This is a genomic window from Faecalicatena sp. (assembly GCF_058819085.1).
Genome location: NZ_JBZUUL010000023.1, coordinates 15,465 through 38,992, shown reverse-complemented (window position 1 = coordinate 38,992; position 23,528 = coordinate 15,465). Strand labels below are relative to the sequence as shown.

General features: G+C 45.1%; 21 protein-coding genes and 1 other annotated feature. Of the genes, 17 read left to right on the top strand and 4 right to left on the bottom strand.

Annotation, left to right across the window (positions count from 1 at the left end; all coding sequences use genetic code 11):
• The first annotated feature begins 152 nt into the window (after positions 1-152).
• Together AC4OGX_RS11185 and pdxR are read left to right on the top strand one after the other, a co-directional pair.
• Positions 153-1,820: a glutamine--tRNA ligase/YqeY domain fusion protein gene (locus AC4OGX_RS11185; RefSeq protein WP_493330536.1), complete on the top strand. Its 1,668-nt coding sequence runs from the start codon at positions 153-155 to the stop codon at positions 1,818-1,820.
• A gap of 123 nt (positions 1,821-1,943) precedes the next feature.
• Complete coding sequence (pdxR, locus tag AC4OGX_RS11180) at positions 1,944-3,341, top strand: MocR-like pyridoxine biosynthesis transcription factor PdxR (protein ID WP_493330575.1); 1,398 nt, start codon at positions 1,944-1,946, stop codon at positions 3,339-3,341.
• 79 nt (positions 3,342-3,420) lie between these two features.
• On the opposite strand, the gene AC4OGX_RS11175 is transcribed toward pdxR, so the two are convergent.
• A complete protein-coding gene (locus AC4OGX_RS11175) occupies positions 3,421-3,717 on the bottom strand; it encodes a hypothetical protein (RefSeq protein WP_493330534.1) in 297 nt (98 codons plus the stop codon).
• A gap of 157 nt (positions 3,718-3,874) precedes the next feature.
• Here AC4OGX_RS11175 and cls point away from each other — a divergent pair, with 157 nt between their 5' ends.
• From cls to AC4OGX_RS11150, 5 genes are all read left to right on the top strand, one after another.
• The gene (gene cls / locus AC4OGX_RS11170) at positions 3,875-5,449 is read left to right on the top strand and encodes a cardiolipin synthase (RefSeq protein ID WP_493330532.1); all 1,575 of its coding nucleotides are present in this window, start codon (positions 3,875-3,877) and stop codon (positions 5,447-5,449) included.
• Between the two features lie 204 nt (positions 5,450-5,653).
• On the top strand, positions 5,654-6,934 hold the full coding sequence (locus AC4OGX_RS11165) for an adenylosuccinate synthase (RefSeq protein ID WP_493330531.1): 1,281 nt from the start codon (positions 5,654-5,656) through the stop codon (positions 6,932-6,934).
• A gap of 226 nt (positions 6,935-7,160) precedes the next feature.
• Positions 7,161-7,796: a hypothetical protein gene (locus AC4OGX_RS11160; protein WP_493330530.1), complete on the top strand. Its 636-nt coding sequence runs from the start codon at positions 7,161-7,163 to the stop codon at positions 7,794-7,796.
• A 163-nt stretch (positions 7,797-7,959) separates the two neighbouring features.
• A complete protein-coding gene (locus AC4OGX_RS11155; RefSeq protein ID WP_493330529.1) occupies positions 7,960-9,087 on the top strand; it encodes a MerR family transcriptional regulator in 1,128 nt (375 codons plus the stop codon).
• A gap of 189 nt (positions 9,088-9,276) precedes the next feature.
• Positions 9,277-9,441 (top strand): hypothetical protein, encoded by a 165-nt coding sequence (locus AC4OGX_RS11150; protein ID WP_493330527.1) that lies wholly within the window; start codon positions 9,277-9,279, stop codon positions 9,439-9,441.
• A gap of 4 nt (positions 9,442-9,445) precedes the next feature.
• Here the strand turns inward: AC4OGX_RS11150 and AC4OGX_RS11145 are convergent, their stop codons facing one another.
• Positions 9,446-9,670: a hypothetical protein gene (locus AC4OGX_RS11145; RefSeq protein WP_493330526.1), complete on the bottom strand. Its 225-nt coding sequence runs from the start codon at positions 9,668-9,670 to the stop codon at positions 9,446-9,448.
• A 337-nt stretch (positions 9,671-10,007) separates the two neighbouring features.
• Between AC4OGX_RS11145 and AC4OGX_RS11140 the strand changes: the two genes are divergently transcribed.
• The 7 genes from AC4OGX_RS11140 to metA all read left to right on the top strand — a co-directional run bounded on the left by AC4OGX_RS11140 (position 10,008) and on the right by metA (position 17,866).
• On the top strand, positions 10,008-10,523 hold the full coding sequence (locus AC4OGX_RS11140) for an SEC-C metal-binding domain-containing protein (RefSeq protein WP_493330524.1): 516 nt from the start codon (positions 10,008-10,010) through the stop codon (positions 10,521-10,523).
• A 214-nt stretch (positions 10,524-10,737) separates the two neighbouring features.
• The gene (locus AC4OGX_RS11135) at positions 10,738-11,421 is read left to right on the top strand and encodes a YdcF family protein (RefSeq protein ID WP_493330523.1); all 684 of its coding nucleotides are present in this window, start codon (positions 10,738-10,740) and stop codon (positions 11,419-11,421) included.
• Between the two features lie 103 nt (positions 11,422-11,524).
• Positions 11,525-11,735: a binding site (T-box leader), on the top strand.
• Positions 11,736-11,824: 89 nt separating this feature from the next.
• Positions 11,825-12,685, top strand: a complete 861-nt coding sequence (locus AC4OGX_RS11130; protein WP_493330521.1) for an aldo/keto reductase — start codon at positions 11,825-11,827, stop codon at positions 12,683-12,685.
• A 125-nt stretch (positions 12,686-12,810) separates the two neighbouring features.
• Positions 12,811-14,736 (top strand): threonine--tRNA ligase, encoded by a 1,926-nt coding sequence (gene thrS, locus AC4OGX_RS11125; RefSeq protein ID WP_493330519.1) that lies wholly within the window; start codon positions 12,811-12,813, stop codon positions 14,734-14,736.
• Between the two features lie 72 nt (positions 14,737-14,808).
• Complete coding sequence (locus AC4OGX_RS11120) at positions 14,809-15,207, top strand: DUF1540 domain-containing protein (protein WP_493330518.1); 399 nt, start codon at positions 14,809-14,811, stop codon at positions 15,205-15,207.
• A 260-nt stretch (positions 15,208-15,467) separates the two neighbouring features.
• Positions 15,468-16,940 carry an AI-2E family transporter gene (locus tag AC4OGX_RS11115; protein ID WP_493330573.1) on the top strand — a complete coding sequence of 491 codons (1,473 nt, stop codon included), beginning with the start codon at positions 15,468-15,470 and terminating at the stop codon, positions 16,938-16,940.
• Between the two features lie 5 nt (positions 16,941-16,945).
• Positions 16,946-17,866 carry a homoserine O-acetyltransferase MetA gene (gene metA / locus AC4OGX_RS11110; RefSeq protein ID WP_493330517.1) on the top strand — a complete coding sequence of 307 codons (921 nt, stop codon included), beginning with the start codon at positions 16,946-16,948 and terminating at the stop codon, positions 17,864-17,866.
• 141 nt (positions 17,867-18,007) lie between these two features.
• On the opposite strand, the gene AC4OGX_RS11105 is transcribed toward metA, so the two are convergent.
• Complete coding sequence (locus tag AC4OGX_RS11105) at positions 18,008-19,183, bottom strand: helix-turn-helix transcriptional regulator (RefSeq protein ID WP_493330515.1); 1,176 nt, start codon at positions 19,181-19,183, stop codon at positions 18,008-18,010.
• A 143-nt stretch (positions 19,184-19,326) separates the two neighbouring features.
• Here AC4OGX_RS11105 and AC4OGX_RS11100 point away from each other — a divergent pair, with 143 nt between their 5' ends.
• The 3 genes from AC4OGX_RS11100 to AC4OGX_RS11090 all read left to right on the top strand — a co-directional run bounded on the left by AC4OGX_RS11100 (position 19,327) and on the right by AC4OGX_RS11090 (position 23,112).
• Positions 19,327-21,846 (top strand): glycoside hydrolase family 2 TIM barrel-domain containing protein, encoded by a 2,520-nt coding sequence (locus AC4OGX_RS11100; protein ID WP_493330514.1) that lies wholly within the window; start codon positions 19,327-19,329, stop codon positions 21,844-21,846.
• Between the two features lie 161 nt (positions 21,847-22,007).
• The gene (locus AC4OGX_RS11095) at positions 22,008-22,598 is read left to right on the top strand and encodes a hypothetical protein (RefSeq protein WP_493330512.1); all 591 of its coding nucleotides are present in this window, start codon (positions 22,008-22,010) and stop codon (positions 22,596-22,598) included.
• Positions 22,599-22,848: 250 nt separating this feature from the next.
• The gene (locus AC4OGX_RS11090) at positions 22,849-23,112 is read left to right on the top strand and encodes a hypothetical protein (protein ID WP_493330510.1); all 264 of its coding nucleotides are present in this window, start codon (positions 22,849-22,851) and stop codon (positions 23,110-23,112) included.
• A gap of 86 nt (positions 23,113-23,198) precedes the next feature.
• Here the strand turns inward: AC4OGX_RS11090 and AC4OGX_RS11085 are convergent, their stop codons facing one another.
• Entirely contained in the window at positions 23,199-23,453 is a 255-nt protein-coding gene (locus AC4OGX_RS11085) for a hypothetical protein (protein WP_493330509.1), read from the bottom strand.
• Positions 23,454-23,528: the final 75 nt, after the last annotated feature.

Below are 23,528 nucleotides of genomic sequence, written 5' to 3'. Positions count from 1 at the left end.
TCAGTCCCCTTTTAACCCACTGCCGCTTTAAACCACAACAGTATATCACAATATCAAAAAAAATGAAACAAAATATTGTTTTCCAGTCCTTGTCGGGGCATACATTTTATGGTAAGATAATTGGCAGAATGTTACTACATGAGGAGGAAACCATGGCAAACGATACAGTTTCAAAGAATTTTATTGAGCAGGAAATAGATAAGGATCTGGCAGAAGGCGTGTATGACCACGTCTGCACAAGATTCCCGCCGGAGCCGAACGGATACCTGCATATAGGACATGCCAAGTCCATTCTTTTGAATTATGGGCTGGCACAGGAATATGGCGGAACGTTCCATATGCGTTTTGATGATACGAACCCGACGAAGGAGAAGGTGGAGTTCGTCGAATCTATTAAGGAAGATATCAAGTGGCTTGGTGCCGACTGGAAGGATCATCTGTATTTTGCATCTGATTATTTTGAGCAGATGTATGAGTATGCAGTGAAGCTGATCAAGAAAGGCAAGGCTTATGTATGTGACCTTTCACCGGAGGAGATTCGTGAATACAGAGGAACCTTGACTGAACCAGGAAAAGACAGCCCGTACAGGAATCGTTCTGTAGAGGAGAACCTGGAGCTGTTCCAGAACATGAGGGACGGCAAGTACAAGGATGGGGAAAAGGTGCTGCGTGCGAAGATCGATATGGCCTCACCGAATATCAACATGAGAGACCCGATCATCTACCGTGTTGCCCGCATGAGCCATCACAACACAGGGGATAAGTGGTGTGTCTATCCGATGTATGATTTTGCACATCCTCTGGAGGATGCGATCGAGGGGATCACACACTCTATCTGTACTTTAGAATTTGAGGATCACAGACCGCTGTATGACTGGGTGGTGAAGGAATGTGAATTTGAGAATCCGCCGAGGCAGATCGAGTTTGCAAAGCTGTACCTGACGAATGTCGTGACAGGAAAGCGGTATATTAAAAAGCTTGTAGAGGATGGGATCGTGGATGGCTGGGATGACCCGCGTCTCGTATCTATCGCCGCTCTGAGAAGAAGAGGGTTCACACCGGAATCCATAAAGATGTTTATTGAAATGTGCGGTGTGTCCAAGAGCCAGAGCTCTGTAGATTATGCGATGCTTGAGTATTGCATCCGTGAGGATCTTAAGATGAAAAAGCCTCGTATGATGGCAGTGTTAGATCCGATCAAGCTTGTGATCGACAATTATCCGGAGGGAGAAGTGGAATATCTGGATGTGGCCAACAACCTGGAAAATGAAGAACTTGGCTGCAGAAAAGTTCCTTTCTGCCGCGAGCTTTATATCGAGAGGGAAGATTTTATGGAGGAGCCGCCGAAGAAATATTTCCGTCTGTTCCCGGGCAATGAAGTCCGTCTGATGCACGCATACTTTGTAAAATGCGAAAGCTTTGTGAAAGATGAGAACGGTAATGTGATTGAGGTTCACTGCACCTACGATCCGGAGACAAAGTGCGGCAGCGGTTTCACGGGAAGAAAGGTAAAAGGAACGATCCACTGGGTACCGGCTCCGTTTGCGCAGAAGGCAGAAGTAAGGCTGTATGAGAATCTGGTGGATGAGGAGAAGGGGGTATATAATAAGGAAGACGGTTCCCTGAACTTAAACCCGAATTCCCTGACCATCTTAAAGGACTGCTATGTAGAGCCAAGCTTTGATGATGCACAGGCATATGACAGTTTCCAGTTTGTAAGAAATGGATATTTCTGCATTGATGCAAAGGATTCCAGGCCGGATGCACTCGTATTTAACAGGATCGTATCCTTAAAGAGTTCTTTTAAATTACCGAAATAATCCATCGCCGGATAAATGAATATAAAGGGGCAGGTCTCGAATCAAAGAGAACCTGTCCCTTTGATGATTGAAAAGATGACCGTCTGCAGTCAGGAAGAAGAGAAAGCAAATGGGGGTGACAGAATGAATGAGTTAACGATCAATCTTCAGCCAAAATCAGAAATCCCGCTGTATGAGCAGATTTACAACTATATTAAAAAGGATATACAGACAAAAAGGATCCAAAGCGGTGAAAAGCTCCCCTCCACCCGGGCTCTGAGCAGACATCTGGAGGTGAGCCGCAGTACCGTGGAGCTGGCATATGAGCAGCTTCTTTCAGAAGGGTATGTGGAGGCAGAACCCTGCAGGGGATATTTTGCCGCCCAGATCGATGAGCTGTATCAGTTAAAGCCCCAGGCCCGCAGTGTTGTCAAGACGCCGCTCAGGAAAGAGCGGGAGTATCTGTATGATTTTACGCCAAACGGTGTGGATCTGAACAGCTTTCCTTATAATGCATGGCGCAGACTTTCCAGGGAATGTCTGTTGGATGACAGGGCCGAGATGTTCCGCTTGGGTGAGCCGCAGGGGGAATATGGCTTAAGATGTGCCATCTGTGACTATCTACATCAGGCCAGAGGCGTGAACTGCCAGCCCGGTCAGATCATCGTGGGTGCGGGAAATGACTACCTGCTGATGCTTCTGACGACGGTCATCGGCCGGGAGCACAAGGTTGCCCTTGAGAATCCCACCTATAAGCAGGCGTACCGTCTTTTTAAAAATCTTTCCTACGAGGTTTGTACCGTAGACATGGATTCAAAAGGAATGGAGATTGGAAAGCTTACGGATTCCGGAGCGGATATCGCATTTGTCATGCCCTCCCACCAATATCCGCTGGGAATCGTTATGCCGATCAAGAGGAGAATGTCTCTGTTAAAGTGGGCGGATGAGGCGCAAGGCCGTTATATCATCGAGGATGATTATGACAGTGAATTCCGTTATAAGGGAAAGCCGATCCCTGCGCTGCAGGGGTATGACAGCCGGGATAAGGTGATTTATATGGGAACCTTTTCCAAATCCATTGCTCCGGCTATCCGCATGAGTTATATGGTACTTCCCCTCCCGCTTTTAAAGCTTTATGAGCAAAGGAGCAGTTTTCTAAGCTCTACCGTATCCAAAGTAGATCAGATGATCCTCAAGAAATTTCTGGAAGAGGGATATTATGAACGTCATCTGAATAAAACCAGAGCCTTGTATAAAAGCCGGCATGATATGCTTCTGGGATGTCTAAAAAGTCTTCAGGACCGGTGTGTGATCTCCGGTGAAAATGCAGGTGTACATCTGCTGCTTCATTTTCATAACGGGATACCGGAAGAGGAATTGATCCGGCGCGCAGGTGAGAGAGGTGTGAAGGTTTACGGACTCTCGGAATATTTTATCGAACCGCAGGAGAAAGAGCAGGCTACGATCCTGCTTGGATATGCGAATATGAATGAAGAGAAGATACAGGAAGCAGTAAGAATATTGGATGAGGCGTGGAGATAAAATACACTTCTGATATGAAAAAATGATAAAAAACAGGATTGAGACAGTATAATGCCTCAATCCTGTATAAGATCAACTTCTATTCTTCTTTTGCTGCTTCTTCGTCAGGAGTCTCTAAAGCTTTGGCTTCCTGATCGGAAGTTTCCTCTGCCTCTGTATCGGCAGCAGCCTCCGTTGTGCGTTTGAGCGGAACGTATTCCCTATCTCCAACAGGCTGTAAATCGCTGTCTAAGTCAAAATCATCTTCTTCTGTAAAGTCCTGGCCGTCATCGCAGTTACTGTCATCACATCTGCCCTTGCAGAAATATGCTATAATAAGACCGATTGCAGAACCGACAGCTGCAAGACTTATAAACCATTTTAAAAACTTTTTCAATGTATAAGTCTCCTTTCTATGGGGTAATAACAAGTATTCCTTTCTATTGTAATACTTTTTGAGTATAATTACAATATTGGAATTAAATAATACATGCTGAAATGGCTTAAGGAACTAGGAAATAAGATTGGAATAAAGGAGTGTGTAACGAGGTAGCATGGAAAATAAGACTGCTAAGAAAGCAAAAAAACAAGCCAAGAAAGGGATCCTGAGTGTTGTATTCAGCCGGACTGCGCTGATCTTCCTTTTACTGCTGATACAGCTTCTGATGATGCTGGGGATCGCAACGTTTCTAAAAGATTATATCATTTATGTATACGGGGTGCTCAATGTGATTGGAGCTGTGATCGTGATCTATATCATCAACCAGAGGGGGAATCCGGCGTTTAGTATGACGTGGGTGCTGCTGATCCTGATCTTCCCGGCCTTTGGCTGCCTGTTTTATCTTTATGTAAAAGGTCAATTTGGTACAAGATACATCGGGAAACGGCTGGCTAAGCTCAAATTGGATACATACCCTTACATGGAACAGAAGGCTGAGATCATCGATGACCTTCGGCTGAGCAAGCCTGCCAATGCAAACCTGGCACATTACATGAAGCATCAGCTATGCTTCCCTACATACCGTAATACAAAGGCGACATTCTTTTCCAGCGGAGAAGAAAAATTTCCGGCTTTGTTAGAACAGCTTGAGAAAGCGGAAAAATTTATTTTTCTGGAATATTTTATCGTTGGCGAAGGTTACATGTGGGATACGATCCTGGAAGTCTTGAAAAGAAAAGCGCAGGAAGGGGTGGAGGTCCGCTTCATGTACGACGGAATGTGCAGTATTTCGCTGCTTCCCTATAACTACCCCAAGATCATCCGGAAATATGGAATCCAGTGTAAGATGTTCAGCCCCATCCGTCCGGTACTTTCCACGACGCAGAATAACCGGGATCACAGGAAGATCTGCGTGATAGACGGAAAAACAGGGTTTACCGGCGGGATCAATCTGGCGGATGAGTATATTAATAAGAAGGTCCGCTTCGGCTATTGGAAAGACACAGCGATCATGCTGGAAGGAGATGCGGTGCAGAGCCTGACCATGCTATTTCTGCAGATGTGGAATGCAACGGAATTGAAATACGGCGAGCAGTATCAGAGGTATCTGACACCTATGTCCACAGAGCTGCATCGGGAGCTGGGCTTTATGATCCCTTACGGAGACAGCCCGTACGATAATGAGGACGTAGGAGAGGAGGTATATTTCCATATTCTGAACCATGCCAAAAAGTATGTCCACATCATGACACCATATTTGATCCTGGACAACGAAATGCTGGATACACTCACAAGAGCTGCAAAAAGCGGGATCGAGGTGTGTATTATCATGCCGCATATTCCGGATAAATGGTATGCATTTGCTGTGGCAAAGACATTTTATAGGGAATTGATCGAAGCTGGTGTACAGATCTACGAATTCACGCCGGGATTTGTACATGCGAAAATTTTTGTGTCGGATGATGATACAGCAACAGTCGGAACGATCAATCTGGACTACCGCAGCCTGTATCTGCATTTCGAGTGCGGTGTGTTCATTTATAACAACCCGGTGGTCAGAGATATCGAGGCAGATTTCCAGAAGACATTAAAACAGTGTCAGAGGATCAGCGTGACCGATCTAAAGAAGATCAGCCCCTTTATGGCTGTCTGCGGAAGAGTGCTCAGGCTGATAGCACCACTCATGTAATAATTTCAAAGGGGTCTGACCCCTTTGAAAATTTATGTCTGTAGTATAAAAAATCGAAGGGGTCAGGCCCCTTTGCTCTTTTGCAGAAAATTGGAAATAGTGTTTTACAGATCGAAAAAAGTATAGTATAATTTCTAAGGTAGTTCGGTTATAAGAATTGCTAATAGAGGTTATTAAGCGATAATATACGCAGGAGGGTTTAAAATGGTAAAAGCAGTAGTAGGTGCTAACTGGGGCGATGAGGGAAAAGGAAAAATTACCGATATGCTTGGTAAAGAATCCGATATTATTGTCCGTTTCCAGGGGGGGGCGAATGCAGGCCATACCATCATTAACGATTATGGGAAGTTTGCGCTGCATACACTGCCGTCTGGTGTGTTTTATAATCATACAACAAGTATCATAGGAAATGGCGTTGCGCTGGATGTTCCGGTTTTGTTCAAAGAGATTCAGTCTATTGTTGACCAGGGAGTTCCTCAGCCGAAGATCCTGGTATCTGACAGGGCACAGATGGTGATGTCCTATCACAAGAATTTTGATGCATACGAGGAAGAGCGTTTGGCAGGAAAGTCCTTTGGATCTACAAAGTCAGGGATCGCACCGTTTTATTCTGATAAATATGCAAAGATCGGTTTCCAGGTAAGCGAGCTGTTTGATGAGGAACTGTTGAAAGAGAAAGTAGTGCGCGTGGCAGAGCAGAAGAATGTCCTGTTAGAGCATTTATACCATAAACCAATGATCGATCCTGACGATTTATATAAGGAGCTTATCGGATACAAAGAGATGATCGCACCATATGTATGTGATGTGTCTTTGTACCTTCATAATGCGATCAAGGAAGGCAAAAACATCCTTCTGGAGGGGCAGCTTGGCTCTCTGAAAGATCCGGACCATGGGATCTACCCGATGGTGACATCCTCCTCCACGCTTGCCGCTTACGGTGCGATCGGAGCAGGGATCCCGCCATACGAGATCAGGCAGATCATTACAGTATGTAAGGCATATTCCAGTGCAGTCGGAGCCGGAGCCTTTGTCAGTGAAATTTTTGGAGAAGAAGCGGACGAGCTAAGGCGCCGCGGCGGTGACGGCGGAGAATTCGGTGCAACGACCGGACGCCCGAGACGTATGGGCTGGTTTGATTGTGTCGCATCCAAATATGGCTGCAGAATGCAGGGAACAACTGATGTGGCATTTACCGTACTGGACGTACTTGGATATCTGGATGAGATCCCGGTATGTGTGGGATATGAGATCAATGGGGAAGTAACGACGGATTTCCCTGTAACCCATCTGCTTGAGAAAGCAAAACCGGTGCTTAAGACACTTCCGGGATGGAAATCTGATATCCGTGGAATTGAAAAATATGAAGACCTTCCGGAGAACTGCAGAAAGTATATTGAGTTCGTTGAGCAGGAGATTGGATATCCGATCACACTGATCAGCAATGGACCTGGAAGGGACGATATCATTTACCGCAATAAGTAGAGACAGTTTTATAAGAGAAACTTTAAGGGAGCTATCTGAAAAGGATACGCTCCCTTTTTGTTCTGGAAAGATAGGTTCAGAAGGATAATACACAAGGACGGCTTATTTGGATTTTTTATAAAATAAAAGATACAATATACAGCCTGGTGGTGATATAATGAAACAAAATAGTTAGATAAATTGATGTGAGATGCTTATATTTTTAGAAAATACCGGGAGGCGCATTATGGAACAGAATAGGGTAGATAAACCAAGTAAATCTGAAATAGCAATTTTTTTCCTGGTGACTTTTGGTATGTCCCTGTTTTGGGGAATTATAATGTATTTAGGAATTTACAAGAATAGTTATAATATATCGATGTTTATGATGCTGGTGCCTGCGGCGGGAGTGGCCCTCGGTAAAATACATACTAAAAGTGAAGATAAGGGTATCAAGCAGATACATAAGATAGAGACCACTGCCTTTGGAACAATTTTTTTAGTACTATTAATAAGAACAGCAGGTGTGATAACAGATGCACTATTGACCGGGTGTATAACGATAGTGGGGGTGGTAGCTAGTATGATTGCTATTCTATATTCATGGGTATATAGTTCACAATTTAATCCAGCTAAAAATATCAAAGAAATTGTAAAATTTATTTTGGGTTACACAGTCATTACTTTAGCTGTCATTATTTGGATGAATTTTAGCAGAATAGATATTTTCCTTTTTCAGGGAGTTCTGTTTTCGCTATTTACATTTATGATAAGTGGTATTTTTTACTTTGGAGAAGAATACGGGTGGCGAGGCTATCTGCCTGCCAGAAAACGCCTTAGTGCTTATCTGCTGTATCGTATTATTTGGGGATTCATTATCTGAAGAAGCACTTTATTATAGTGATCTGAACATAAGAAATGTGCGCGTGATGCCTAACAGAAAAGATACGTTATCCTTTTCGCAAAAATAATGCTGTATTGTATTGACCTTAAAGTTGGTTCAAGGCTTATAATGCAGACAAATAAAGGAAGGAGGATGTGATTTTATGAAGATAAAAGATGTCGAGCGCACTGTAGGAATCACAAGTGCAAATATCAGGTTTTATGAAAAGGAGGGGCTGATCGCTCCCCATAGGAACGGTGACAATAATTACAGAGAGTATTCCAAGGAGGATGTGAAACGGCTTGAGCAGATCAAATTCCTGCGTATCCTGGGAGTTTCCGTTCAAGATATCAGGTTTTTGCTTCAGGGAAATTGCGAGCTGGACGAAGTACTTAGGAAACGTCAGGAGGAGATGGAGCAGGAGGAGAAGCACCTGCAGGAGCTTCGTGAGCTGTGCGGGACGATTCTGAGAAGCGGGGTGGATCTGGATCATCTGGATTACACGATGATCGACCTGGAAAGCAGCAGCGTGAAAAAGCGGCTGGAGGAGCTGATGACAGAAGATACGGCAAAAGCAGAAATTTCTCGCCAAAGTTATTACCAGTATATCTGGAGATGGATCGCAGCCGCTCTTTTGCTGGACGCGGTGATCTGCTTAGCATTCCCGGATTTGCTGGCTGAGATTATCTGGGTGGGAGGCGGCAAGGTAAATTTGGGGAATTCCATGTTTTATATAATGAAGGATATCGTGATTTTCCCGTTTCTCGTGGTGATTTCAGTCCTTACAGCTCTTGCGGCTATGTGGACGGCAAAGTTATGGGCCTTATATGTGAACTTTATTCTGGCCTCCCTGGAACTGCCGCTGTTTTTGTATCTGTTGAATTGGATCATCACTCACGATTTTGAAAATATTCGTTATGAAAGCACTGTGTTTTTTATAACAGCAGCAGTATTTGTAATCCTGTTTGGGGTAAGTCTGGACAAATGGAAGAGAATGGAGCGTAATGCGATATACGGGGCAGCTGCCGCACTGGTCTATTCTCTGCTGGTGGGCTATGGATATTTTATGGCAGAAAAGAACTGGCTCGACTGGGTATTCTGGAGCGTCTTTTTGATAATTTTCCTGATGTATATCTCTGTGACGACTGTGGTGGAAACAAGGTACAGATCGTCCTATACCAAGTATTCAGGCATCGTGACAGCGATCAATACCGTGAATTTTCTGGCAGTCCTGATCTCAGCCCAGGGCAGGACAAAAAGCTGGCGGCGGGACGGCAGGGAATTCCATTAAGAAAGATAAGAAATTGGTAATATTTCATTATAGAATCTTTAGAATTCCACCATATCTCTGACACATTTGAAAGGTACAATAAATACATGTTAAAAAATAGATTTTATATCAGGATTTTTTTGACATATTAAAGGCCTGTCGTTCATATAATAGTAAGGCTGAGGTTTAAAAAGAAAAGGAGGTATTTTCATGCGTCAGAACAACAATGAAGGAACTCAAGAGATGATTTCGATGGAAGAATACCTGGTAAGAAGACAGGAAAAAAGAAAGACTGAGAACTCAAAGAAACCATTTTTCAGTCTCAGAGCAGCAGAGGTGAATGCCGCTCTGGAACTCGCACAGATGTATGTATAACAGATCAGTTATCCTTATCTGTGTCATCATGGCGATTCTTTTGAGACAAACGATAAACTAAGGTATAAGCATACAAAAGAACAGGCAGTAAGATTGTTGCGGCAATGGAAGCCTTCAGCAGACCGGATGATGCAGAATGGTCAACAAAAGCGAAGATCAATGTGCTGCCGTATAAACATACAAGAAGAACCGCGCCGATGAGGGCGAAAATACGTTTTGATTTTTTCATGACAGATCCTTTCTATCTGAGTGATACATAAACAAAGATAGATACATTATAACTAAAAAAGCAGGACATTTCAAACAAAATCAGAGACAACAAAGACCGAATACAATGAAGTTCAAATACAAGGAAGAACAGAGTCGGATTTGTGAGGAAATGGACCATGAGATGCTTGGAAAAATGCGGGACGGCCTGCCCTAAAGGTGGGGCGTCCTGTTTCTATTGAAGAGCCGCTCCGTTTTAGAACCAGTTTTAGCAGGCCCTAATTTTCGTATTTACTAAGTTGGATTTTTGTTATATAATGGGAACACGAGCGAAAATTAGATAAAAGGAGTTATATACCATGAGTGAGAAATGTTTATTAGATCAGTGGCGTGATACCGCCTATAACAAAGAGCTTTCAAGAGACCAGCTGGAGCAGTTCTGGGGCACATATTTCAATATTGAGAAGAGTATTTACGAGCAGCTTCTGGATGCACCGGACGTAGAAGTGAAAGGAACGGTGGAGGAGCTTGCGAAGAAGTATGGTCAGGAAGTGCTGACTATGGTAGGCTTTTTGGACGGCATCAATGACAGTCTGAAGGTACCGAATCCGATTGAGACGATGACAGAGACTACAGAAGTGAGCCTTGCTTTTGACAAGGAAAAGCTGTACAAGAATATGGTAGATGCAAAGGCTGACTGGCTGTATGAACTGCCGCAGTGGGACAACATCTTTGATGCGGAGACGAAAAAGCGTCTGTACCGTGAGCAGAAGCAGTCAGGTACGATCCGTAAGGAGAAGAAGATCGGAAGGAATGATCCGTGTCCGTGCGGAAGCGGTAAAAAGTATAAGAAGTGCTGCGGTAAGAATGTATAATATCTGCCTTTCACAGCATGTAGATGATAGAAGATCCTCTGGACACAGGCTCCGGAGGATTTTTATGATAGAGGCAGCAGGCATGGAGCAGCTTTACCTCATTAAAGAAGCAGCGGGGCGGATATTGAATATCCGCTTTGACTATATTTGACAACAGATTGAAGACGGGGAACACAGGATGAAAGTGTATTTTTTAATAACGGGAAGTTTCTGCATGCTTTATTATCTGGCCATGTGGTTCTATTCGAAAAAATGGAACTCCACGTTTGTCTTATTTTGGCCGGTCGTGGGCATCACACATCTGATATTGGGATTGCTTCCGCTGCCAAAGCCGGCCGGAAGGGGATTATTAGCACTTGTTTTGATCCTCTGGGCGGTATTTCTTGTGGTAGAGGTACAGATCTGTACTGCGATGAGGAAAAAGGCGGGGGAAAACCTGGAATATCTGATCATCCTTGGGGCCCAGGTCCGGGGAACAAGAATTACGTCCTCTTTAAAAAAGAGGCTGGATGCGGCTCTTTCTTATCTGGAGGAAAACCCACAGACACAGGTGATCGTGTCCGGGGGCCAGGGAAAGGGAGAAGCTGTCTCAGAAGCGGAGGCTATGGCAGGGTATCTCCGCGGACATGGAATCGAGGAGTCACGCATTCATCTGGAGAATGCGTCCACTACAACCTGGGAAAATTTAAAGTTTAGTGCAAAAATCGTAGGAGATATGTCTGCTCCTTTGGCAGTGGTGACCAATAATTTTCATCTGTACAGGGCGATGAAGATCGGAAAACAGATAGGATACCAGAACCTGCAGGGAATTCCGGCCAGTTCTAATAGCCTTTTCCAGGTGAATTATCTGGTGCGGGAGTTTTTTGGAGTTCTTAAATTTGTGATTTTCAAGAAGTAAGGGGAAAGGAAAGAGAATTGCCAAAACCTCAATTGCACAAATCTTCAATTGCCGGTTGACAAAAACAAAGGTAATGATATAATAAATCTAACATTGACACAAAGATAATACGATGACGAGACGAGTAGAATGTGAAAGGATACAGAGAGGAAAAGCCTGAGGCTGTAAGCTTTTCTATCGCGGAAGCATTTGAAGACTACCTCTGAGTGGCTGAAAACAGCCCGGTGATTCCGTTATAATCATTATGAAGTGGTTCTGGCATTGCCAGCTCAATTAGGGTGGAACCGCGAGGAATATATGTACTCGTCCCTTTCTGTAAGTGATTACAGGAAGGGTTTTTTTGTGATATAGGAAACTTTGTCTCTTATATCACATGAAAGCAGACCAGAGAAAGGAGCAGAAGATGAAAAGCATTCAAGATTGTTTTGAATTGAATAATGGTGTGAAGATCCCCTGTGTTGGATTCGGCACCTATAAGGCAGCCCAGGGAAAGACTGCTGAGGTGATCCGAACCGCCATTGATGCGGGGTACCGTTATTTTGATACCGCATCTTTTTATGGCACGGAGCCATATTTGTGCGAGGCAGTCAAAGACAGCGGGATTCCCAGGGAGGAATTTTTCATCACCTCAAAGGTGTGGAAGACCGAGATGGGATATGAGCGGACGAAAGAGGCTTTTGAGGCGACTCTTGAGAGACTGGGAACAGATTATCTGGATCTGTACCTGATCCACTGGCCCTTGCCTGAACCGGACTATGAGGACTGGAAGGCACTGGATCTTGAGACCTGGAGGGCATTGGAAGAATTTTATAAAGAAGGAAGGGTGCGCGCGATCGGCCTGAGCAATTTCCTGCCCCACCACATTGAAAATATCCTGCAGAATTGTGAGATCCGGCCGGCGGTGGATCAGATCGAGTTTCATCCGGGGTATTCCCAGGAAGCGGCACTTAGGTACTGCCGGGAAAAAGAAATCCTGGTGCAGGGGTGGAGTCCGCTTGGCAGAATGAGGGTTTCAAAGGAGCCGCTCATACTGGAGCTGGCAGAGAAGCATGGTGTTTCGGCTGCACAGATCTGTTTAAGATACGCGCTCCAGAGAAATGTCATCCCTCTTCCGAAATCTTCTTCCATAGAAAGGATGAAGCAGAATCAGGAGCTGTTTGACTTCGAGATTTCCGGGGAGGATATGTACCGTTTAGAGACGATGCCGCAGACAGGCTGGTCAGGAGAACATCCAGACCGTGAAAGAGTCTATTTTGATCAATGATGTGTCCCAGAGTAAGCGTTTAAACTAAAACTATGGAAAATGATATGTTCCAGCACACCGGACAGGCTGTGTATTTGGATCTATATAAATTAGTATAAAATTTTATGAAAAGAGAGGAAAAAAGAATGAAGATCACATTAAAAGATGGGTCCTGCAAAGAATATGATAAGAGCAGATCTGTAATTGAAATTGCATCCGATATTAGTGAAGGGCTTGCAAGAGTCGCAACAGCCGGAGAGATCGATGGTGAAGTGGTAGATCTGAGGACGGTCGTAGACAAGGACTGCGAACTGAATATCCTGACATTCCAGGATGAAAAGGGAAAAGGCGCATTCAGACATACAGCATCCCATATCATGGCGCAGGCGATCAAGAGACTGTACCCGGATGCAAAGCTTGCGATCGGGCCTTCCGTAGCAGATGGGTTCTATTATGATATTGACAGAGATGTTCCGCTGACTGCAGATGACCTGACAAAAATCGAAGCAGAGATGAAGAAGATCGTAAAGGAAAATCTTCCGATCGAGCAGTACACAAAGCCGAGAGAAGAAGCGATCGCATATTTTAAAGAAAAAGAAGAACCATATAAGGTAGAACTGATCGAAGATCTGCCGGAGGATGCAGTGATCAGCTTTTATTCCCAGGGGGAGTTCACGGACCTGTGTGCCGGACCTCACCTGATGTCCACAAAGCCAGTGAAGGCATTTAAGCTGACAAGCCTTGCAGGTGCTTACTGGCGCGGAAGTGAGAAGAACAAGATGCTTCAGAGAATCTACGGAACAGCATTCCCGAAAAAGGCAGAGCTGGACGAATATCTGACCATGTTAGAGGAAGCTAAGAAGCGCGATCACAGAAAGCTTGGAAAAGAGCTTGGCCTTTTCATGATGAGAGACGAGGGACCGGGATTCCCATTCTTCCTTCCAAAGGGAATGGAGCTTAAGAATACTCTCCTTGACTATTGGAGAGAGATTCACCGTAAAAATGGATATGTTGAGATTGCGACTCCGATCATGCTAAGCCGCCATCTGTGGGAAACATCCGGGCACTGGGATCACTATAAGGACAATATGTATACAACAGTGATCGATGAGGAGGATTTTGCGATCAAGCCGATGAACTGTCCGGGCGGAATCCTGGCATATCAGTCAGAGCCGCGTTCCTACCGAGACCTGCCACTGCGTATGGGAGAATTGGGTCTGGTGCACCGTCATGAAAAATCAGGACAGCTTCACGGTCTGATGAGAGTACGCTGCTTCACACAGGATGATGCACATATCTTCATGATGCCGGAGCAGATCCGCGATGAGATCAAGGGGGTTGCAAGACTGATCGATGAAGTATACAGTCTGTTTGGATTTAAGTATCATGTGGAACTGTCCACACGTCCGGAGGACAGCATGGGAAGCGATGCAGACTGGGAGATGGCAACAGATGCACTGCGCGGTGCTCTGGATGACTTAGGGCTTCCATATGTGGTAAATGAAGGAGACGGTGCATTCTACGGACCGAAGATCGACTTCCATCTGGAGGATTCCATCGGAAGGACATGGCAGTGCGGAACGATCCAGCTTGACTTCCAGCTTCCGCTCCGTTTTGATCTGGAATACACAGGTGCAGATGGTGAGAAGCACAGACCGATCATGATCCACCGTGTTGCATTTGGTTCTATTGAACGTTTCATCGGAATCCTGATCGAGCACTTTGCAGGTGCATTCCCGACATGGCTTGCCCCGGTACAGGTAAAAGTACTGCCGATCTCCGATAAATATCTGGAATACTCCAGCCAGGTACTGGATGCATTAAATAATGCAGGAATTCGTGCAGAATTGGATACACGAGCAGAAAAGATCGGCTATAAGATCCGTGAAGCGCAGATGCAGAAGATCCCATACATGCTCGTTGTAGGTGCCAAGGAAGAGGAGGACGGACTTGTTTCTGTCAGAAGCAGATTCGAGGGTGATGAAGGACAGAAGAGTCTGGAAGCATTCCTTTGTGATATCAAAGAGGAGATCGCAAAAAAGACAGTGCGCGAGGTAAAGACACGGGAGTAAAAACGCAGGAATAAATAAAACGCACACAGGGCATAATGATACTGATTTCATTATTTAGAAGGAGGTATGATCATGCCAGAATTAAAATGTACTGTACAGACATGTGTGCACAACAAACAGTTTTTATGCGATCTTGACGCGATCCAGGTAGGCGGGGAGCAGGCAAAAACAGCCAGAGAAACACTCTGCGCCAGCTTCCAGGAGAGAAAAGCAGGCGGTGCTTCCAACAATGGTTCCAGCAGCTACAGTAACAGCAGCAATAGCAGTAACAGTAATAGCTACAGCGGTACCTATGTAAGTGGTTACAGTGATATCACAGGAGGTGCTTCTGACCGCAGCGATGTAGATTGTAAAGCTGTAGAATGTATGTATAACAATAACTACAAATGCCATGCTGGAAAGATCAGTGTGGAGGGCAGCAATGCACGTCAGAGTGAGTCTACAGAGTGTGCAACCTTTAAGTGTAAATAAGGAATATGCTCAAGTGAGTTAAAGAGTGAGAAGAAAAGGCAGGTGTCTGGGAAATACTCCCGGCCATCTGCCTTTTTGCCGTCCGGATATATCAGACGGAGTACGGTTTTTAAAACGAATTTTATGTGTGCAGCATTTCTTACGGATCCGGATCCGGGAGATACTGGTGGAAAATGCATTGGACATAAGGTTGACTAGATGACACGATAGGGGCTATAATCATTATATGTGCATACAGGAAGGAACTAAATAACGAAATGATGAAAGAAAATGAAAATCTGAAAAATGACAGGAAAGAAGAGACGAGCGGCTACTATGCGTCCCGGCCTTCTTTTGGCAACAGCGGGCCATCAAAGCTGCGGCAGAAGTTCAGCAGAGGGATGACCTTTTTTGTAGTGATCGCTGCCTGTATCCTCTTTTACTTTGCATTATTGAGACTGCCGGCTATCTCCGGTGTTTTCAAGGAGATACTCCATATATTAAAGCCGGTGATCTATGGGCTGGGGATCGCATATCTTTTGAATCCGATCGTTGGCTTTGTGGAGAGACATTTGAAGCCGCTGCTTCAAAAAAAGATCTCGAATGAGAAGAGTGTCCATGCAATTTCCAGAGGGGTGGGGATCTTTGCAGCGGTGACAGTGCTGGTCATGGTCATTGTAGCCTTATTTAATATGATGATACCGGAGCTGTATGGAAGTATCCGGGATATGGTGCTGACTGTGCCGAGCCAGTTAAACCAGCTGGTTGAAAAGATCATGGAGATGAACTCCAAGGATACGACGCTGAACCAGCTCCTGAACAACGTACTCAAGGAAGCAACCGATTATATCCAGAGATGGATGCGCAGCGATCTGCTGACTCAGATCAATGTTCTGATGTCCAACCTGACCGTCGGTGTGATCAGTGTTGTGAATGAGTTTTTGAATGCAGTGATCGGGATCATTATCTCCATCTATGTACTGTTCAGCAAGGAGAAGTTTGCAAGCCAGTGTAAAAAAGGGGTTTATGCAATATTTAAACCTTCGCATGCCAACATGATCCTGCATCTGACCATTAAGAGCAACGAGATTTTCGGCGGATTTATCATCGGGAAGATCATAGATTCGGCGATCATCGGAGTATTATGCTTTATCGGTCTGTCGATCCTGAACATGCCTTACACACTTCTGGTCAGTGTAATTGTGGGTGTGACGAATGTCATTCCGTTTTTTGGACCCTATATCGGGGCGATCCCGAGTGCGGTCCTGATCATGCTGTCTGATCCGAAGATGGGAATTTATTTTATCATCTTTATCCTGGTTCTCCAGCAGCTGGACGGGAATGTTATCGGGCCGAAGATACTGGGTGATTCCACAGGACTTTCTGCATTCTGGGTGGTATTTGCGATCCTCTTGGGCGGAGGTCTGTTTGGATTTTTAGGAATGATACTGGGAGTGCCTACATTTGCGGTGATCTATTATATTGTAAATATGCTGGTCAATCACAGGCTGGAGAAGAAAAAGCTTCCGATCGATACAGAGGCCTACGGTGAGATGAGCTATGTCGATTCGGACGGAACCTATGTCCATTCAGAGGATAACGAGGCGAATACAGCGAATGATCAGAAAAAATCAAATAAGCCAAAAGAACCGGATAAGCGGAAAGTTTTGAAGAAGCAGAAAGAGCAGGATGCGGCAGCTGATCTGCAAGAGCCGGAAGATCGGGATGAAACAAAGAACAAAAAAGGGGAATAGACAAAATGCCAATACGAGTACAGAATGATTTGCCAGTGAAGGAAATATTAGAGCAGGAAAATATATTTGTGATGGACGAATACCGTGCTGCACACCAGGACATCCGTCCTATCAGCATCGGGCTTCTCAACCTGATGCCGCTGAAAGAGGATACAGAGCTGCAGATCCTCAGATCACTTTCTAATACACCCCTGCAGGTGGATGTGACATTTGTAAGGGTGGGCAGCCATGTTTCAAAGAATACATCCACAAGCCATATCTATAAGTTTTATGAGGCGTTCGAGGAAATCAAGCATCAGAAATTCGATGGATTTATCATTACGGGTGCACCTGTGGAGCAGATGCCTTTTGAAGAGGTGGATTACTGGGAAGAATTGAAGGAGATCATGGAATGGACTACCACGAACGTGACTTCGACCCTGCATCTGTGCTGGGGAGCACAGGCCGGGCTTTACTATCATTATGGGATCGATAAGATCCGGCTGCCGGAGAAGATGTTTGGGGTGTTTCAGCATCAGGTGAGAAACCGTAAGATTCCGCTTGTGAGGGGATTTGATGATGTGTTCTATGCGCCGCACAGCAGGCATACTACTGTTCCCCAGGAGCTTCTGGAGGCAGATGACAGGATCACCATATTGGCCGATTCGAAGGAGGCCGGTGTATTTTTGTGTATGGCAAAAGAGGGCCGTCAGATTTTTGTAATGGGACATCCGGAATATGACCGGGTGACATTGGATACCGAATATAAGAGAGATAAAGGGAAGGGGCTGGATATCAAAGTCCCTGTGAACTATTACCCGGATAATGACCCGAAAAATCGGCCGGAACTGATCTGGCGGGCGCATGCCAACAACCTTTATACCAACTGGCTGAATTATTATGTTTATCAGATCACTCCTTATGATCTTTATGGGACGCCGTTTTAAGGAGACTCCCTGAGAATTCAGCAGAGAAAAGGGTGCGGTTATTTAAACAGGAACAGGGGGATTTTATCCCCCCAATCAGCCTTGGATATCCTTTTAAATTATAAAACAACCAACGTTAGTTTTCTATTCGTTTTTCTATTTCTACATGCTCCGGTAATCCCCCGGAGACATTCCATAGACTTCTTCAAACAGATGATAGAAATGGCTGTTGTTGTGATATCCGCAGGACATGGCGATCTCTTTCACAGACAGATTTGTAGTGAGTAAAGCTTCGGCGGCATGGTCCAGCCGGAGCTTTTGTACATATTTTACAAAAGTGCATCCGGTATATTTCTGAAAGAGCAGATTAAAGTAGTTCCGGTGATAGTGAAATGTCTTCTCCAGCTGGGATGCAGTGACCGTTTGAAAATGGAGACGGATATAGCGGTCCACTTCATAAAAAAGTGTCTGTTCTTTATTCTCTCTGTCTGAGCTGTGCAGTTTGAGGGAGTAATTCCAGCACAGAAGAGACAAAAGCTTTTTCAGATTTCCCGCAATGATCTCTGACGAGCCGACGGAAGGGGAGAAATCCTCGTATACTAATTGCTCCAGCAGAATATCCAGTTTCCTTCCCGTCTCATCTGTTTTTAACAGGCTGCCAGATGACCGGCCCGCCTCAAGTGCCTGGGAGGGGTACAGATGAGTATAACTCTGGATCTGCCGCTGGCGCTGCAGGGCATGAAAGAAAAACTGATGCAGCGTATGGTCCTGTCCGACTACTGACAGCAGATGGTTCAGATAATCAGCCTGCAGCCATAAAAAGAGTACGCAGGAATCACTTCCACCGCACAGAAAGTCGGCATGGGAAATGTTCCGGTCGGTGATAACAAATTCTCCCTCATGAAAGGTCTGTTTTTCTCCCAGCAGGATCTGCTGAAATTCTCCCTTTACCACATATAGAATTTCGATAAAGTCGTGAGTATGGTAATGTCCCTGCCATGGCAGCCCGCGTGTAACACACCGCCATCCCCGGCGGCTGAAGGAATATTCTTTTCCCTGTGCCGTGTAGCAGCACAGCAGAGCAGAAAATACTGCGTCAGAGGTATGGATATCAATTCCCTGATCTTGAAAAGAAGGGGAAAGAGAGGCCGTCTGTTCAGACTGCCAGAGCGCTCTTGCGGGTGAACAGTCTGACGAACCTCCTTTGGGGACAGAACTCCATTCTTGTTCTTTTATGTAAAAATGCTTATATGTGGAAATTCGTTCAGAGAGTGAACTGTATACCATCCCTTGGTCTGCAAGCAGATCCTTTTTCAAGTGTAGATCCCAATCTTTCATAACTGTACCTCTTATCTGGCTTATAATCGTGCAAATCGTCCTTGTATCTATATTATATAATAGAATATCGTTCTTGTCACAGGCAAATTGTCCTTTTAGAATATAGGTATACAAAAGTTGCTTGAAATTCAGGAGGAAAACAAATGAAGTGGGAAAATCTGAATGCCGGATGGTATTTTAAAAGAGGAACGATCATGACCATGATGGCAATGGGGACAAAAGATTTTGGAGAAAAGGTGAATCTGCCCCATGATTATATGATCAGCAGTGATGTGAAGGAAGACGCGCCGGGGACTGCCACAATGGGGTATTATGCAGAAGGAGCCGCAACGTATACGAAGTTTTTGAACATTCCGAAGGAATGGGAAGGGGAGAAAATCTATCTCTATTTTGATGGTGCTATGATGAATGCATCGGTCTTTGTCAATGGTGGTTTATGCAGAAAGCACCATTATGGATATACACCATTTACAGTGGATCTGACAGATCAGATATATTACGGTGAAGAAAACCGGATTTCTGTGGCCGTATCACCTAACCTTCAGCCAGACTCCCGCTGGTATACCGGGGCAGGATTGTACAGGGATGTGTTCCTGGCACATACAGCTGCGATCCATGTGGCAGCAGACGGAATCTTTTCCTATACAAAGCAGTTATATGATGTGAAGGAGGATGTGGCAGGAAGTGCCCTTCTCATGCATGAGATTACAGTGGAGAATCACAGCCTGCAGGACCATCAGGTCAAAGCAGCAGTAAGCCTGATCGATGAAAAGGGCAATGAGGTGCTGACCAGGGAGAGTGTCGTATTTGTAGAGGCAGATGCAAGTGCAGCGGCAAGAGTTACGATGACTGTGTCCGATGTACAGCTCTGGGATGTGGATCATCCGTACTGTTACCGGGTGAAAGCTGTTATAACAGACATGGGAAGCTTTGGAGTGCATCTTAAAAATGATGCCTTAGATGCTGTGTGTGATACGGCAGAGACCCTCTTTGGGATCCGCACTATTGCGGCCGATGCGGTCCGCGGACTGCAGATCAATGGAAAGACGGTGAAGATCAAAGGCGGCTGTATCCATCATGATAATGGAATGCTCGGCGCAGTGTCTCTGTATGACAGTGAGTACCGGAAAGTCAAAAAGTTAAAGGATGCCGGATATAACGGAATCCGTACGGCCCATAATCCGCCGTCTTCGGTTCTGCTTAAGGTATGTGATAAACTGGGAATGTATGTATTTGACGAGGCTTTTGACGCATGGGGATTTGCAAAAGTTCCGGGAGATTACAGTCTGTTCTTTGAAGAGTGCTGGAAGGAGGACATGAGGGCATTTATGACCAGGGACCGCAGTCATCCTTCTGTCATTTTCTGGTCTACCGGGAATGAGGTGGAAGAACGCGGTGGTCTGGGAAACGGGTACGCTAAAGCAGAGGAATTGGCTGCATATGCAAGAACGCTCGATCCTACCAGGCTGATCTCAAACGGTCTTTGTTCCATGTGGAACGGACTGGATGATAAAGGTGTCGTGAAACAAATACAGCAGATGAAAGCTTCCATGGGTGGACAGGCGCAGAATCTGGACACAGGAAAAGAGGATACTTCCTGGGAGGAACGCACAGAGGCCTTTGCAAATTGTCTGGATGTGGTCGGCTATAATTATCTGGACAGCCACTATGAATATGACCATGAACGCTATCCGGAGCGTGTGATCCTGGGTACGGAAAGCTACCCGGCCCACATGGCCCAGGTGTGGGAGATGGTTCAGAAAATGCCATATGTGATCGGGGATTTCACGTGGACTGCTTATGATTATATCGGAGAGGCGGGGATTGGAAAGACAGCCTTTTTTGAGAAGGATGATCCCCGTTTGAAAATGGGGGCATGGCTGATGTCATCCCATGCAAGCGAGTATCCATGGAGACTGGCCAATGATGCGGATTTTACAATCAATGGTATGCTGACACCACAGGGAATCTGCCGTAAGATTATGTGGGGCAGTGAAGAGACCGGTCTGTTTACGCAGCATCCGGATCACTTTGAATTAGAAGAAGTAACAAGTTCCTGGGGCTGGAAAGAGATGAGTCCGAGCTGGAATTACCTGGGGGCCGAAGGAAAAAAGGTAAAAACATACGTGTATACGGCTGCAGACGAGGCGGAACTTATTCTCAACGGTGTATCTCTTGGAAAAAAGGCTGCCGGGAAAGAAAACCATTATCTGGCTGTTTTTGAAGTGCCGTTTGAAAAAGGAAAACTGGAGGCTGTCAGTATCCGGGAGGGGCAGGTGGTTTCAAAATCCTGCCTTGTTACAACAGAGGTGCCTGTATGTATTGATTTGGAGGCTGAACGGACTATTTTGGAGGCAAATGGCAGGGATTTAGCCTATATAGCAGTTAAACTCGTAGATAAAAATGGAAACCTTGTTCCGGATGCACAGATCCGGTTAGAGGCAGTGCTGGAAGGCGGCGAACCAGAAAACTGCAGGGCTCATCTGGCAGGATTTGGTTCTGATAACCCGTGTACAACAGATAATTATACTTCTGGAAACTGTACAAGTTACAAGGGGCAGGCAATGGCCATTGTACGTGCTGAAGATGAAGCGGGTGATGTAGTGCTTAGAGTAACGGGAGAGGACATTGAGGGGGCAGAAGTTACCATACACATTGTGTAATAAAAGAGTCGATAGACAAAAGGACTGTATTGGCGAAATAACATAAATTTTTAAGTTTGTCAAGCGTTTACTGCCTGCTTGCAATAGTCCACCCGTCTCTTTATACTAGAAATAGATACTTTGGAATCAGGTAAGGACTAGAGTGGGAGGTGAAGCACATCATGCTGCAGGAGCAGGATTTGCAGGCAATTGCCAGGCTGATTGATGAAAGAGCTGCGCAGACAGAGAAGAGCGTTGGGCAACGTCTGGACGGGATCGATGCCCGGCTGGATGGAATGGACAAGAGGTTTGACGGAATTGATGCTCGACTGGACGGGATCGATGTCCGACTGGATGGGATCGATGTCCGACTGGATGGAATGGATGCCCGGCTGGACGAAATGGACAAACGGTTTGACGGAATTGATGTCTGGCTGGATGGGATCGATGTCCGACTGGATGGAATGGACAAGAGGTTTGACGGAATTGATGCTCGACTGGACGGAATCGATGTCCGACTGGATGGAATGGACAAACGGTTTGATAAACTGGAGGCTGATCTGGCAGAGGTATCAGATGATCTTTTCAAGGAGATTGGGATTACCCAGGTTTATCTGGAAAAGAAAATTGACAGAAACAGTGAGCAGATAGTGGCATTAACGAATCTCTGTCGAATCAATCAGGTGGAGAACGAAAGACTTCTTTTGGAATGTAAACATATTTCTAAAAGATTAGATGGTTTAGAAAAAAATGTAGAAACACCGGGTTTATGAATGTCTAAGTAGAATAAAGGTATCTCATTAAGAGAGTACCTGCTTTGTTGAGCGGATGCTCTCTTTTTGTATAAATGGAACCTTCCGGTTACGGCAGATGTGTATGTAGAGGAATCGGATGCTGAAGGAGAGCAGATCAAACAGATTCCGGTCGAATAGGAACTTTGAGACTTATGATAATTGAGACAGTTTCAATATCCTGTCCGGGATTGTAGAGTTCGCTAATCATCTGCTGTATTTTAATATTGAAGTGCTGTTTGATACTCCGGTATACTATCTGCGGGCAGTTGTAGAGGGGGACAGTTTGTTTGCAGGGACAAGTCCTGCCTGGAGGATTGAAACTGGACAGGAAGCAGTTCTGCCGCCGGATTTGAATCGTGGTTCGGGTGCAGTGGAAGAGAAAAACAGGAAAAATATTCAGTTTTGGTACAACAGATGCAGAAAAATAAAACGGAGATGGTTCCGGCACGATGAGCATTGGATTCTGATCATAGTTTGTGTGGCACGGTTATAGGTACGGATATCTGGTGTGGAAAAAAGGTGTTTGAGGATAAACTTTAAAACCGGGTATGAATGTAAAGCATAGCGGACAAAAGGAAATTAGTCTTTCTGTCCGTTATGCTTTTCTATTTCCGCGATCTTTTTCCGGATATTCTGATAGATCTTATCATTCTCCAGGTCGATCTCGCCCGGTTCATTGAGATATTCAGAAAAAAAGTCAGGAGTTTCTTCAAAAAAACGCTCCTGAGCGTCCGGCGGTAAATCGGCGATAAACCGCTCATAAAACTCAAAATCATCCATCAAAAGGAAGTCGCGGAATCTTTTTTTCTGCTCTAAAGTCATATTTAGCTTCACATTGAATCACTCCTTACCTATATTATAGTCTATTTAACGACTATAGTCAATTAAAAGACTTCATACTATTCTATA